The organism is Pseudomonas tremae (genome assembly GCF_001401155.1).
Classification (GTDB): Bacteria; Pseudomonadota; Gammaproteobacteria; order Pseudomonadales; family Pseudomonadaceae; genus Aquipseudomonas; species Aquipseudomonas tremae.
Genome location: NZ_LJRO01000117.1, coordinates 115814 through 128233 on the forward strand (window position 1 = coordinate 115814; position 12420 = coordinate 128233).

Annotated in this window: 11 protein-coding genes and 1 pseudogene; 11 read left to right on the forward strand and 1 reads right to left on the reverse strand. The window is 57.1% G+C overall.

All coding sequences use genetic code 11. From position 1 onward, the window contains the following. The first annotated feature begins 15 nt into the window (after window positions 1-15). The 7 genes from ALO43_RS09090 (at window position 16) to ALO43_RS09120 (ending at window position 6236) form a co-directional block, all read left to right on the forward strand. Window positions 16-504, forward strand: a complete 489-nt coding sequence (locus ALO43_RS09090; RefSeq protein WP_005889527.1) for a hypothetical protein — start codon at window positions 16-18, stop codon at window positions 502-504. Between the two features lie 34 nt (window positions 505-538). Then, entirely contained in the window at window positions 539-976 is a 438-nt protein-coding gene (locus ALO43_RS09095; protein ID WP_024669965.1) for a nucleoside deaminase, read from the forward strand. Window positions 977-1147: 171 nt separating this feature from the next. Beyond that, complete coding sequence (locus ALO43_RS09100) at window positions 1148-1969, forward strand: alpha/beta fold hydrolase (RefSeq protein WP_005889529.1); 822 nt, start codon at window positions 1148-1150, stop codon at window positions 1967-1969. Beyond that, on the forward strand, window positions 1959-3140 hold the full coding sequence (locus ALO43_RS09105; RefSeq protein ID WP_054997400.1) for a PAS domain-containing sensor histidine kinase: 1182 nt from the start codon (window positions 1959-1961) through the stop codon (window positions 3138-3140). Before ALO43_RS09100 ends, ALO43_RS09105 begins: the two co-directional genes overlap by 11 nt. A 125-nt stretch (window positions 3141-3265) precedes the next feature. After that, the gene (locus ALO43_RS09110) at window positions 3266-4459 is read left to right on the forward strand and encodes a GAF domain-containing sensor histidine kinase (protein WP_005889536.1); all 1194 of its coding nucleotides are present in this window, start codon (window positions 3266-3268) and stop codon (window positions 4457-4459) included. Between the two features lie 231 nt (window positions 4460-4690). Beyond that, complete coding sequence (locus ALO43_RS09115; RefSeq protein ID WP_005889538.1) at window positions 4691-5011, forward strand: hypothetical protein; 321 nt, start codon at window positions 4691-4693, stop codon at window positions 5009-5011. Window positions 5012-5072: 61 nt separating this feature from the next. Next, window positions 5073-6236 (forward strand): PQQ-dependent sugar dehydrogenase, encoded by a 1164-nt coding sequence (locus ALO43_RS09120; protein ID WP_005889540.1) that lies wholly within the window; start codon window positions 5073-5075, stop codon window positions 6234-6236. A 107-nt stretch (window positions 6237-6343) separates the two neighbouring features. Here ALO43_RS09120 and ALO43_RS09125 read toward each other — a convergent pair whose 3' ends face one another. Next, a complete protein-coding gene (locus tag ALO43_RS09125; protein ID WP_024669961.1) occupies window positions 6344-6652 on the reverse strand; it encodes a PepSY domain-containing protein in 309 nt (102 codons plus the stop codon). Between the two features lie 297 nt (window positions 6653-6949). Here ALO43_RS09125 and ALO43_RS09130 point away from each other — a divergent pair, with 297 nt between their 5' ends. The 4 genes and pseudogenes from ALO43_RS09130 (at window position 6950) to ALO43_RS09145 (ending at window position 12229) form a co-directional block, all read left to right on the forward strand. Continuing rightward, window positions 6950-9124 (forward strand): TonB-dependent siderophore receptor, encoded by a 2175-nt coding sequence (locus ALO43_RS09130; RefSeq protein WP_054997401.1) that lies wholly within the window; start codon window positions 6950-6952, stop codon window positions 9122-9124. 129 nt (window positions 9125-9253) lie between these two features. After that, window positions 9254-10570 carry an MFS transporter gene (locus tag ALO43_RS09135; RefSeq protein WP_054997407.1) on the forward strand — a complete coding sequence of 439 codons (1317 nt, stop codon included), beginning with the start codon at window positions 9254-9256 and terminating at the stop codon, window positions 10568-10570. A gap of 509 nt (window positions 10571-11079) precedes the next feature. Further along, window positions 11080-11327, forward strand: a pseudogene (locus ALO43_RS09140) (helix-turn-helix domain-containing protein). Window positions 11328-11509: 182 nt separating this feature from the next. Then, window positions 11510-12229 carry a hypothetical protein gene (locus ALO43_RS09145; protein WP_005889551.1) on the forward strand — a complete coding sequence of 240 codons (720 nt, stop codon included), beginning with the start codon at window positions 11510-11512 and terminating at the stop codon, window positions 12227-12229. Window positions 12230-12420: the final 191 nt, after the last annotated feature.

The window sequence follows — 12420 nt, forward strand, 5'->3', positions numbered from 1 at the left end:
AGGTAAACCGGACATATGCAAGGCTCGCGCAGGGTGTGGCATACCGGGCTGGCATTGGTTGCCTGTCTGGGGCTGGATGCCCTGCGGCCGGTGAGTGCCGAAGATGTCGACGACACGGCGCTGGCACTGGTGGAGCAGCGAAATCTGGGCGAGGGCCTGGCCTGGCTGGGTTATCAGGCCGCCTCGCGTACTGCCGCTTTTGCCGCTATGGTGAAATCGGTCGGCAGGATCGAGGCCCAGACCCTGGTGCAGAACGAACTGCGCTATTTGCAGCCTGATTACCAGAGCCAGTGGGATCGCAATCTTGCGGCCTCTTACGCGCACTCATTCACTGCCGAGGAACTGCGCTCGCTCGATCAGGGCGAGAGTTCGCTATCACTGGCAAACAGCTTCAGAGTGAGAAATGCAAGAGTCATTGCTGATATGAAAGCTCGATCCTCTGAACTGCTCGAACAATTTGTGGCACGCGCACTGGGCAATGCTCAAATGACGCTGCAACACTGACACCTACTTAACGTTAACGACGCGAGGCAAAATCATGGACGCATTCATGCGAGCGGCATTCGAAGAGGCGCAGCGTGGGCAGGAAGAGGGTGGTATTCCCATAGGTTCGGTCATCGTGCATGACGGCAAGATCATCGGTCGTGGTCGCAATCGTCGGGTGCAAAATGCCAGTGCCACGCTGCACGGTGAAATGGACGCACTGGAAAATGCCGGTCGCCAACCTGCCAGCGTGTACAGGGAGGCGGTGCTCTACACAACGCTCTCGCCTTGCGCCATGTGCAGCGGTGCGATTCTGCTCTACGGCATTCGCAAGGTCATTGTGGGCGAGAACCAGTCTTTCATGGGCGAAGAAGACTTATTGCGCTCACGAGGGGTGCAGATCGATGTACTTGATGATGCAGCATGCAAACACATGATGCAGAACTTCATTAACAACAAGCCTGACCTGTGGAACGAAGACATCGGCGAGTAACGGCTGGTTGTCAATTGTTCCTGTACCTGCCCTGAGTACTGCGACGCTCCGAATTTAAATCGCTGACTGCGGTTTGTGCCACTAGTGTGCCGCTAACGATGATAATCTTCTCTCATTGTCCTTAGTGCATGCACACCACGGTGGTACCGTGGTCATTTTTCGGAGCCCGATATGTCGGTCCAGCAGCGCAACAACGTCAACGTTATGGGTGAGGGACCGGCCACCCTGATTTTCGCTCATGGATTTGGTTGCAATCAGCACATGTGGCGGTTCATGGCCCCGCACTTTGCAGAGCGCTTCAAGGTTGTGCTGTTTGATCTGGTGGGCAGCGGTCAGTCGGATACTTCGACCTGGTTTCCGCATAAATACGCATCACTCAAGGGCTACGCGACCGACTTGCTTGAGCTGGTGAACGAGTATGCGGGCGCTGGCCCCGTCATTCATGTCGGGCATTCGGTCAGTTGCATGATTGCGGTACTCGCCGAGCTTGAATCCCCTGGCCGTTTCGACGGCCAGGTCATGGTCGGCCCGTCACCTCATTACCTCAACGACGGTGACTACGTCGGTGGCTTCACGCGGGCGGATGTAGACTCACTGCTGGAAACGCTCGAAAGCAATTATCTGGGTTGGGCCAGCACCATGGCGCCGACCCTCATGGGCACCTCGAACCCGCCTGAGCTTAGTGAAGAACTTGCCAGCAGCCTCTGCCGCACCAATGCCGAGATTGCCAGGCAGTTCGCCCGTGTCACCTTTCTCTCCGATCATCGTGCCGATGTCGAAAAGCTCAAGACCCGAACGCTGATCCTGCAGAGTAGCGATGACCTTGTCGTGCCAGTTCAGGTGGGTGAATACCTGCATCGGGTCATCACCGACAGCACACTGCACATGATCGACAACGTCGGGCATTACCCGCACATGAGTGCGCCGCAGGAATGCATCATTGCCATGAACCAGTTTCTGGCGTTTTACGAGAGCGCCGAACATGTCGCTTGAACAAGTGACTCTGCCGCTTACGGAAGACCTTTACGAGCACGCCGCCTGCGGGCTGGTGGTGACCCTGCCGAACGGCACCATAGAGCGTGTCAACCTGACTTTTTGCCGTTGGCTGGAGCTGGAGCGCGAGGCTGTCGTGGGTCGCCGTTTTCAGGATTTGCTGAACCTTGCCGGCAAGGTCTTTTTGCAGACCCACTGGGCACCGCTGCTGCAGAGCCAGGGCTCGATCGCCGAGGTCAAGGTCGAGCTGCTGCACGCCGATGGCCACCCTGTGCCCATGATGCTCAACGCCGTGCGCCGCGAATACCCGTCCGGGTTTCTGCATGAAGTGGCGGTGTTCCTCGCCGAAGAGCGCAACAAGTACGAGCGCGAATTGTTGGCATCGCGCAAGATGGCCGAAGAGTTGTTGCAGCAGCAGATGACGGTTCAGACCGAGCTGACTTCGGCGCGCAACCGCCTGCGTCTGGCCCATGCCGAAGCAGAGATACGCGCGATTTTTGCCGAGCAGATGATCGGCATCGTCAGCCACGACCTGCGCAACCCGTTGGCGGCCATCAAGATGGCCGCCGGCCTCCTGGAACGTACCCCGCTGGAGTCGCGCCAGGAGCGGATTCTGGGTCACATTCACCATTCGACCGACCGTGCCGAGCGCATGATCGTCGACTTGCTGGATTTCACCCATGCCCGCGTCGGCAGCGGCATTACCGTTGTCCCTCAGTCTGTTGACCTGCATGCGCTGATCGCTAGGGGTGTCGAGGAGTTGCGTCAGGCGTTCCCCGACCGGGTCTTGACGCACCGCAGCGAAGGTGAGGGCGCCTGTGTCGCTGACCCGGACCGTTTGCTGCAGATGCTGAGCAATCTGGTGAGCAATGCCGTCAATTACGGCGCCGATCACAGTGAGGTATTAATCACATCGTCATTCGAGACGTATCTGATCAAGCTGTCGGTGCATAACGAAGGCGAGCCCATACCAATGGAAAAGGTCGATGACCTGTATGAGCCGGTGGTTCGTGTGGTCAGTGACAGCGACGAAACCCGCACGGTTGGGCTCGGGCTGTTTATCGTGCGCGAAATCGTCCGTGCGCACCTGGGAGACGTGACGGTCAATTCTTCGGCGCAGGCCGGCACGACCTTCACTGTCGCTTTTCCGCGGCCCACTGCAAAAAGCTGAAGTCTACGTAACCACGGCTACTCGTCGGGGCAATCTTCAAACAGGTCGATCCCTGGCGCACAAAGACGCGTCAGGCACGTAGAATGTCGCGCTGCGCCATTACCTCCAGGCTAGACAGGTCTTACATGCGGCATTCCATTTCAAATGATGTAGCCACGATCAGCCGTATCAGCGCGGTGCCGGCTATCCTGCAAGTCATTACCGAGTCCACTGGCCTGGGCTTCGCGGCAGTGGCGCGCGTTACCGAAGACTCCTGGACGGCCTGCGCAGTCCTCGACAACCTTAATTTCGGTTTGAAGCCCGGTGGCGAGCTGGAAGTGACCAGTACGATCTGTCACGAGATACGCTCCTCTCACAAACCGGTAGTGATTGATCACGTTGCTGACGACGAGATGTTCTGCGCGCATCACACCCCGCGTCGTTACAACTTTCAGAGCTACATATCGATACCGATTTTTCTCACGGATGGCAGCTTTTTCGGCACCATTTGCGCGCTGGACCCCAAGCCCGCCAAACTGACCGGCACGCCTATCGAGGCGATGATGGTGTCATTCGCGCGCCTTCTGGCATTGCAGATAGAGGCCGAGGAAAACATGCAGCGGGTGCAGGCCGATCTTCTGGCCGAGCGTGAGGTGGCCGAACTGCGCGATCAATTCATCGCCGTTCTGGGGCATGACCTGCGTAACCCACTGTTTGCCATCAATGCAGGTGCCGAGCTGTTGCTGCGCCGCCCGCTGGATGACAAGACCCTGCAAGTCGTCCAGCACATCCTGACCTCGGGCCAGCGTGCTTCGCAGTTAGTCGATGACGTGCTGGATTTTGCCCGTGGTCGCATGGGGCACGGCATTCCGTTGAGCATTCACGATGCTCATGGCCTGGACAAGACGCTTGAACATGTGATCTCCGAGGTGCAGCGTGTGCATCCTGACCGGCTGATTCGCTCGAATATCGGAGCGCTCGAGCTTATTCGCTGCGACCATGAGCGAATCGCACAATTGCTGTCCAATCTGGTGTCCAACGCAATCTCTCATGGTGACGCCCAAAGCTCGGTCGAGGTGAATGCCGGGGTGCGCGGTGATCTTTTTGTGCTCAGCGTTGCCAACCAGGGCGAGCCGATCCCCGAGTCGATGCGTTCGCAGCTTTTCCTTCCATACTCACGGCCGATTACCAACGAACCGCAGGCCGGACTGGGCTTGGGTTTGTACATTGCCAGCGAGATAGCCCGAGCTCATGGCGGCGTGCTTGAGGTGTGCTCGACGCATGAAGGTGGCACCGTATTCACTTTCAGCATGCCGTTGAAGTCGGCCAGCGATTGCTGAAAACCAATGGCGCGGGATCGCCTGACGCCCTCTAAGGCCTCGCAGAACACTGCGTTTGCCGATGCCTCGCTGTTCAACATCGCCGTGCTTTGACCATCTTTGTTACAAACTCTCGCATCGCTTTACTTGCTCATCGGCATCGCCGGAACGAACCTGCAGCCTCGGTTGACATCAAAGGCCTGAGTCTCCTTCGTCGTACCCGGAGACTTCACCTGTACCCAGAGGTATGTGATGAACAGTTTTGTGCGCAATCTTGTAGGCGGTGTGCTTGTGGCGTTGTCCGGAATCAGCGCCGTTCACGCTCAGACCCTGCCCAACAGCACCCTGAATAATGGCGCCAGCAGCAACCCCTACAACAGCCCGACCAAACGCTCCAACCCCAATAGCCGTCAGGGCACGGAATCGAGTACGCCACGCGCGCCCGGCCCCAATATTGCGCCACCGGTGCGCAGGCCAACGCTGGAGAACGGCGGTATCGGTAACGGCTACCCGACGCGCCAGACCTCTCCGCGTCCCTCTGCACCGACAACCGACCCCAAACGCGGTAACTGACTCTCTGATCACGCGCCCGCCGACCGGCGCGGCACCCGTTCAATGCATTAAGGAAATGCTCATGCTTAGAAAAACCCTGATTGCGACATGGTGTACCGCTGCCATTCTGAGCCTGCCGATGACGGCCAGCGCTGCTACGCAAGAATACAAAAGCGAGCAGGGCACAGTGACGGTCAGCTCTGTGGCTGAAGGGCTGAACCATCCATGGGCGCTGGCGTTTCTTCCGGACAAACAGGGCATGCTGGTGACAGAACGATCCGGCAACCTGCGCTTGGTATCGGCTGACGGCAAGTTGTCCGGTCCGCTTTCCGGCGTGCCGGAAGTCTGGGCGCAGAAGCAGGGAGGCCTGCTCGATGTTGTGTTGTCGCCAGAATTCGCCAAGGACCGCATGGTGTACCTGACTTACTCCGAAGGCAGCGGCAAGACCCCCGCCGAGGGCGATACTGCTGGCACGGCGGCAGGTCGTGGTCGTCTTTCGGCTGACATGACCCGACTGGAAGACTTTGAAGTCATCTTCCGCCAGGAGCCCAAGCTGTCGGTCGGCAACCATTTTGGCGCGCGAATGGTCTTTGATCGCGACGGCTACCTGTTTATCGCGTTGGGCGAGAACAATAATCGATCTGCCTCACAGGATCTGGACAAGCTGCAAGGCAAGGTCGTGCGCCTTTATTCGGACGGCAGCGTGCCGAAAGACAACCCTTTTGTGGGGCAGAAAAACGTCCGGCCTGAAATATGGTCCTATGGCCATCGCAACCCACAGGGTGCAGCGCTCAACCCGTGGACCGGGACTGTATGGATCAACGAACACGGCCCCAAGGGCGGCGACGAATTGAACATTATCGAGCGGGGTCAGAATTACGGCTGGCCGCTCGCGACTCACGGTATCAATTATTCGGGTGAGCCGATCCCTGAGGCCAAGGGCAAGTTTGTCGAAGGCACCAAGGTGCCGTTTCAGGTCTGGGAAGTGTCACCGGGCATCAGCGGCATGGCGTTCTACGACCACAGCCTTATCAAGGCATGGGACCACAATCTGTTCATCGGCGCGCTGGCCACTCAAGAGTTGATCAGGCTGCAATTTGACGGCGACAAGATTGTTCATGAAGAACGACTGTTGAAAGACATGAAGCAGCGTATTCGAGACGTGCGTCAGGGGCCGGACGGTTATTTGTATGTGTTGACCGATGAAGATAATGGCAGCGTACTGAAGGTCGGGCTGGCTAAATAATAACTCATGATGATTAAGTAATAGAACGCTAAGGCTTTAACTGAAAATTCCCACAATAACGTGGGAATTTTCTTATCTGCACTGTAGGCAACTAGAAGATCGCTGGATCAATGGTCTTCTGCGTCACGAACTACTTTGCCGGTTTTGGCATCAACATCGTAGTTCCATTCAACACGGTTAGGGCCCTTCAACTCGATCTGGTAGACAAGCTGGCCAGTGATGGTTTTGTCCAGTTCGGTATCATGGATCGTGAAGCCTGGGTGTGCTGCGAGGGCCTGTTTGTTGAACTGTTCAAAGTCGCCCACTGTGCCAGCCTTGTGCAGGCGTACTACTTCATCGGGGCCGATATCGGCTTGGGCAACACCGGCAGCCGCAGTGAGGGCGGCGGCAGCGAAGAGGGCAGGCATAAATTTCATAAGGTATTCCTTCTGATTGATCTGTTTTTAAATGATTCATGACGCGCTGATTCGTTCAGCGGTTTTGTTGCGTCCAGATTAGCCATACTTACTTAATTCACGCTTAATTATTCTGCCGCGTATCATTTGTGGCGTCCGTGTTTGTTGCCTATTGTGTCAGCCACGTTTTCAGTGCCCTTTGTTTATAGTCGATCGCCACGTAAAGGTTGAAAAAAACCGGCAGTGAACGTAAAAGGTTGCCCCCTGCCGGAAGGTGCATCGCGTCTGTCCAGGCGCTGTCCTTGCGGAGTCTTATCGATGAGTGCGTCCAACCGACCTGCCGTGCGTTACGCCTGGCATCTGCTGCCTTTGGGCATGGCCGTCGCCTCGCCGTTGCTGGCGGCCGAGCCGCTCAGCCTGGAGGCAGTCAATGTGACCGGCTTCAGCGAGCAGGAGAGTACTTCCGATTACAGGGCCGGCAGGGCCTCGGTCGGCGGGTTTGAGCAGGCATCATTGCTGGACACGCCTGCGTCGGTTTCGGTGTTCACCGAAGCGCTGATCAAGGACCGTCAGGCAAAACTGCTGAGTGATGTGCTGCGCAATGACGCCTCGGTGGGCGACGGGTACGCGCCGGTGGGGTATTACGAAAATTTCGTGGTGCGCGGTTTTTCGCTGAATGCGGCCAACAGTTATCGCATCAATGGCCGGAGCATTGCCGGTGAACAGAACGTGGCGCTGGAGAACAAGCAGCAGGTCGAATTGCTAAAGGGTTTGTCTGGCCTGCAAAGTGGCGTTTCAGAGCCAGGCGGAGTCATCAACTACCAGACCAAACGGGCGCAGGATGTTCGCTCCGTAACGGTCTCGACCAATGAGCACGGTGAGCGTTACCTCGCGACCGACGTCGGTGGCTGGTTCGGCAGTGAGCAGCAGTTCGGCTTGCGCGTGAATCTGGCGCATGAGGATATTCGTTCCTACGTGCAGCACGCCGACGGTCAGCGTGACTTCGCTTCGCTGGCCTTCGACTGGAACATCAGCGAACGCGCCTTGCTGCAACTGGACGTCGAATACCAGAACAAGGAACAGCGTTCGGTGCCCGGTTATCAACTGTTGGGCGGTACAACGCTGCCCCATGATGCCTCGCCACGCAAACTGCTGGGCTATCAGAACTGGTCCAGTCCGGTGGGTATGGAATCGCTGAACATGAACGGGCGCTTCGAATACCAGTTCAACGACAGCTGGAAGGGCAGTCTCAGCGCATCGCGCAGCCGGGTGGTGATCTATGACTACAGCGCCTTTGCCTGGGGTTGCTATGGTTCGGCCAGTTGTGCGGCTGAGGCGGTGCCCAACCACTTCAGCGCCGAGGGGGGTTATGACATCTATGATTTCCGCAGCCCTGACGATACGCGTCGCAATGACGAGATCGAGGCGGCCATGTCCGGAGTGTTCAGCACCGGTTCGCTGGCGCATCAACTGACCTTCGGCAGCAGCGCCTACCGCCGAACCGTGGACACGCGCGGAACCTTCAACGAGCTTGTGGGCTCTGGCAACATCAATCAATCGTCAGTGCCGGTCGAACCGTCCGGCCTGCCACTGCCGCACACCGAGCGGCGTCTGGACAGCCGCCAGTACGGGCTTTTTGTCATTGACCGGATAAGCTTCGACGAGCATTGGCAAACCGTGCTGGGCGGGCGCCAGGTGCGGCTCGACGAGCAGGCGTTTGCCGAGGACGGCAGCGAAGCGCGCCACACCGAGCGCTATGTGTTCCTGCCGCAGGCGGCGCTGATCTACAAACCGGTCGACAATGTTTCGCTCTACACGAGCTACAGCAAGGGCCTTTCGCTGGGCGGGACAGCGGCGTGGTTCACCACCAACGCCAGCGAAATCCTCGCGCCGACTGTATCGCGACAGCTGGAGGCGGGCATCAAGTACGACTGGCAACGCATGAGCCTGACTGCTGCGCTGTTTCAGGCCCGTCAGGCTTATCAGTATTCCCGGCCCAATGACGACGGCACGTTTACCTACGTCCAGCAGGGCGAGCAGAAAAACACCGGGCTGGAGCTTGGCGCGAGTGGCTGGCTGACCGAGCGCCTGCAGATTTCAGCCAGCGCAGCGGCCATCCGGTCCAGAGTCGACAGCAGTGGTACTGATGCCTATGAAGGTCATCAAACGCTCAACGTGCCTGAGTACCGGGGTACGCTGCAAGCCGATTACAGCCTGCCGATTCGCGGCCTGGCGTTGCTCGGCGGAGTGCAGTACAGCGCCAGCAAATACGCTGACCGTGAAGGCTCGGTACAGGTCAGCGACTACGCGCTGTTCAACATCGGCAGTCGGTACAGCACCAAGGTGAGCGGGTACGACACCGTGCTGCGCCTTACCGTCGACAACCTGTTCGACAAGCGCTACTGGCGCGATGCAGGCGAGTACCTGGGCGACGACTATCTGTTCATGGGCGCCCCCAGAACCGCCAGGCTGTCTGCGTCGATCAATTTCTAAGCCTTGTATGTGCGGGGGCATGGGCTGAGGCCCGCACCGGAACTTCGCGGCACACACGCTTGCAAGCTTTGCTATTCTTCGCGCCCTGTGAGCGCGATGCGCTCTTTTCAGCCATGTTTCGGGGTCTTCATGACGGCCATCGTTCAACCCGCTCCCCAACCCTTCAGCAAAGCCGATTACAAGACCCTGAGCCTTGCGGCCCTGGGCGGGGCACTGGAAATCTACGACTTCATCATCTTCGTATTTTTCGCGCTGACCCTCAGCCAGCTGTTTTTCCCGCCTGACATGCCGGAGTGGCTACGCCTGCTGCAAAGCTTCGGGATCTTCGTGACCGGTTACCTTGCCCGGCCGCTTGGCGGGATAATGATGGCGCATTTTGCCGACCGCCTGGGACGCAAACGGGTATTCAGCCTCAGCATCCTCATGATGGCGCTGCCTTGCCTGTTGATCGGCATCATGCCCACCTACGCACAGATCGGCTATTGGGCACCCGTAGTGTTGTTGGCATTGCGTATCCTGCAAGGCGCGGCGGTCGGTGGCGAAGTGCCTAGTGCCTGGGCCTTCGTGGCGGAACACGCGCCCACGGGGCATCGGGGTTATGCACTCGGGGTGCTGCAGGCGGGCCTGACCTTCGGGTATCTGCTCGGTGCGTTGACCGCAACCTGGCTGGCGCGGGTCTTCAGCCCGGCAGAAATTCTCGAGTGGGCCTGGCGTATCCCTTTTTTGTTAGGGGGCGTATTTGGAGTGGTGAGTGTCTGGCTCCGTCGCTGGTTGAGTGAAACGCCGGTGTTCATGGCCATGCACGCCCAGCGTGAAGGCATGACAGAACTGCCGCTGAGCCAGGTCTTGCGCAATCACCGACGCTCCCTGCTGCCCGCCGCACTGCTGACCTTCGTGCTGACTTCTGCAGTGGTCATATTGGTAGTCATTACCCCTACGGTCATGCAGCAGCGTTTTGCTATCAGCGCAAGCCAGACATTCGCCCTCAGCGCTCTGGGCATCGTCTTTCTCAATATTGGCTGCGTGCTGGCCGGCATGCTGGTCGATCGTATCGGTGCCTGGCGCGGGGTGATGATCTACAGCCTGCTGCTGCCTGTGGGGATCGGCGTGCTTTACGCCAGCCTCATCCAGAATTGGCTGCCACTGGGTATCGCCTACGCCATTGCCGGCCTCGGTTGTGGAATCGTCGGTGTGGTGCCCTCGGTAATGGTCGGACTGTTCCCTGCTCACATCCGTGTATCGGGTATTTCCTTCACTTACAACATCGCCTACGCCTTCTGGGCAAGTATCACGCCGCTGATGCTCATCGCGTTGATGCCCTGGAATCTGTGGATCTGCGTGCTGTTCAGTCTGATCATGGGCATTGTGGGGCTGGTCACTGCTGCAGTGTTCGGGCTGCATCATGGAACCCGGGTAGATGACTCCGCAAGCTGCAACGCCCGATAAAAGCAGGCGAATTAGCGACAGTCTTGGCGTCCGCTTGAACATGTGACGACAGCTGCTCACCTTCGTGAGAGTAGTCGTCACATAACAGATATCAACAACGTTACGTCTCAATCGTTATTCAATTGTAACAACTGATTGTAATTCCGAGTGCTCAAGTCTATCTTGCGCCTGTCTATTTACGCATGTTTCCAAATGGCTGTAGTGCAGAATCGGTACAGTACGGATTTACTTGTACTGGCTGCTTTTTCACGACGTCTATAAGTGGGCTCGTAGTCATTATGCTTGGTGTTATGTAGGAGCTTTCTTTGTTGTATGGCTGCTTGTAAGAACCTTCTTACCTTCAGAAGTATGGTTTCTGGATGGCTAGCCAAGCCGCAGATCGACCTGCGAAAACAATTCTAAATAAAGTGATCTCTGTGCCGATTCAGTAATCAAGTCATGGAGGACAGATGTAAGAAGCATCCTACAAAAATTTGCCTTCAGGCAAAACGATGGTGAGAGGGAATATCATGTCGGTGACAATCAGAGAACAAGAAGTGCTTGGTCTGTTGCTGCAGGGCTGTACCAACAAGGAGATCGCCAGGCAACTTAGTATCAGTGACTATACGGTGCGTGATCACGTGTCTTCGCTGCTCAGAAAAAACCAGGTAAGAACACGCGTTGAGCTCATGGCGCGGTGTGTTTCTGTATTACTGCCTCAGAAAAACTTTGACCCCCTACATCTGTAGGATTGTGTCGCGTTTCAGTCCCTCCATAATAAGTCCTGCCATCCCTGTGGTTTGTTAGTGCGGCCAGCGCAGTGCCAACATTGTCAGGCAGGTATGAAAAAACTGGCTGTATGGCCGCTGCACGGGCAGCCATCCGGCGGGTTATTCGAAGAACGTAGCGTTAAAAAACCAGCCTGTACGATCAATCCGTCAACGTTAAAAGGAGCAACTCATGACTGTTTGTTTTCTTCGGAGCGAATCAGAATCCGATCAGTCATTGCGGCTGGACCCGCATCGGCCAGGCTTGAATCTGACGAATAACTTCCATCGCCTCGCAACCCGGCAGGCCGCACTTTCCGTGGCGCAGTTGGTCGAGCAGCAAGCAAGGCTGTGTGGCCCCGTTGGCTTGTTCGTAAAGCTTTCTCGACAGCTTCGGTCATTGGGGCGCCAGTCGCCGCTGCTGGAGGACACAGAAAGGCTGAAAGGGCGCAAGCGTCAGTGGCTGGCCGAGCGGGCAGTGCAATTCGCACTGGGCAAGAACTCCCGCCGACCCGGGGTGGACAACCCTTTCAAGGACATGCTGCGAGAGGACCTGTGCTGCATGGTGTTCGATGATTCATCGCTGCACACGCTGGTCGAGCGTTACGCTGCCAGTGAAGCCCTGCGGCGTCAGGACAGCGAGTACTTCGTCAAACTCATCGCCACCACCCGAAACACCGTCGAGCGACGCATCGTCTTTCACGGGTTGCTCGAGCACTTTGACCGGCTGCTGCCCATCGAGAAGAGTATCTACCCATTTGATTACCGCGCTGTCCAGTTGGCCCATCTGGAACAGGAAGAAGCACTGTACGGCAAGCTGATCATGGGACAGCCCATCACGGCGTTGCTGGAAGCGCATACACCCGAGTGGCTGCTGAATAATCTTTCCTCTTTTGAATTTTCGATTGATTAAAGAGGCGCTCTGCAAGTTGCAGTTCTCCCTGCTTATATCATTCAAGGAATGTAGGGCTTTTGCACGGTCAAGCATCTCCATGCATGGCAGTGGAAAGTGTTGCATGGCGTTTGTCTTTCTAAATGCATCAGCGGGTTTTTCTGCCAGAAGTGTCAGGTGGTTTTAATTCGATAGAGTGAGTTCGACGTCTG

Coding starts and splice junctions, on each gene's coding strand:
- ALO43_RS09090 (WP_005889527.1), top strand. CDS start 16: ATGCAAGGCTCGCGCAGGGTGTGGCATACCGGGCTGGCATTGGTTGCC.
- ALO43_RS09095 (WP_024669965.1), top strand. CDS start 539: ATGGACGCATTCATGCGAGCGGCATTCGAAGAGGCGCAGCGTGGGCAG.
- ALO43_RS09100 (WP_005889529.1), top strand. CDS start 1,148: ATGTCGGTCCAGCAGCGCAACAACGTCAACGTTATGGGTGAGGGACCG.
- ALO43_RS09105 (WP_054997400.1), top strand. CDS start 1,959: ATGTCGCTTGAACAAGTGACTCTGCCGCTTACGGAAGACCTTTACGAG.
- ALO43_RS09110 (WP_005889536.1), top strand. CDS start 3,266: ATGCGGCATTCCATTTCAAATGATGTAGCCACGATCAGCCGTATCAGC.
- ALO43_RS09115 (WP_005889538.1), top strand. CDS start 4,691: ATGAACAGTTTTGTGCGCAATCTTGTAGGCGGTGTGCTTGTGGCGTTG.
- ALO43_RS09120 (WP_005889540.1), top strand. CDS start 5,073: ATGCTTAGAAAAACCCTGATTGCGACATGGTGTACCGCTGCCATTCTG.
- ALO43_RS09125 (WP_024669961.1), bottom strand. CDS start 6,652: ATGAAATTTATGCCTGCCCTCTTCGCTGCCGCCGCCCTCACTGCGGCT.
- ALO43_RS09130 (WP_054997401.1), top strand. CDS start 6,950: ATGAGTGCGTCCAACCGACCTGCCGTGCGTTACGCCTGGCATCTGCTG.
- ALO43_RS09135 (WP_054997407.1), top strand. CDS start 9,254: ATGACGGCCATCGTTCAACCCGCTCCCCAACCCTTCAGCAAAGCCGAT.
- ALO43_RS09145 (WP_005889551.1), top strand. CDS start 11,510: ATGACTGTTTGTTTTCTTCGGAGCGAATCAGAATCCGATCAGTCATTG.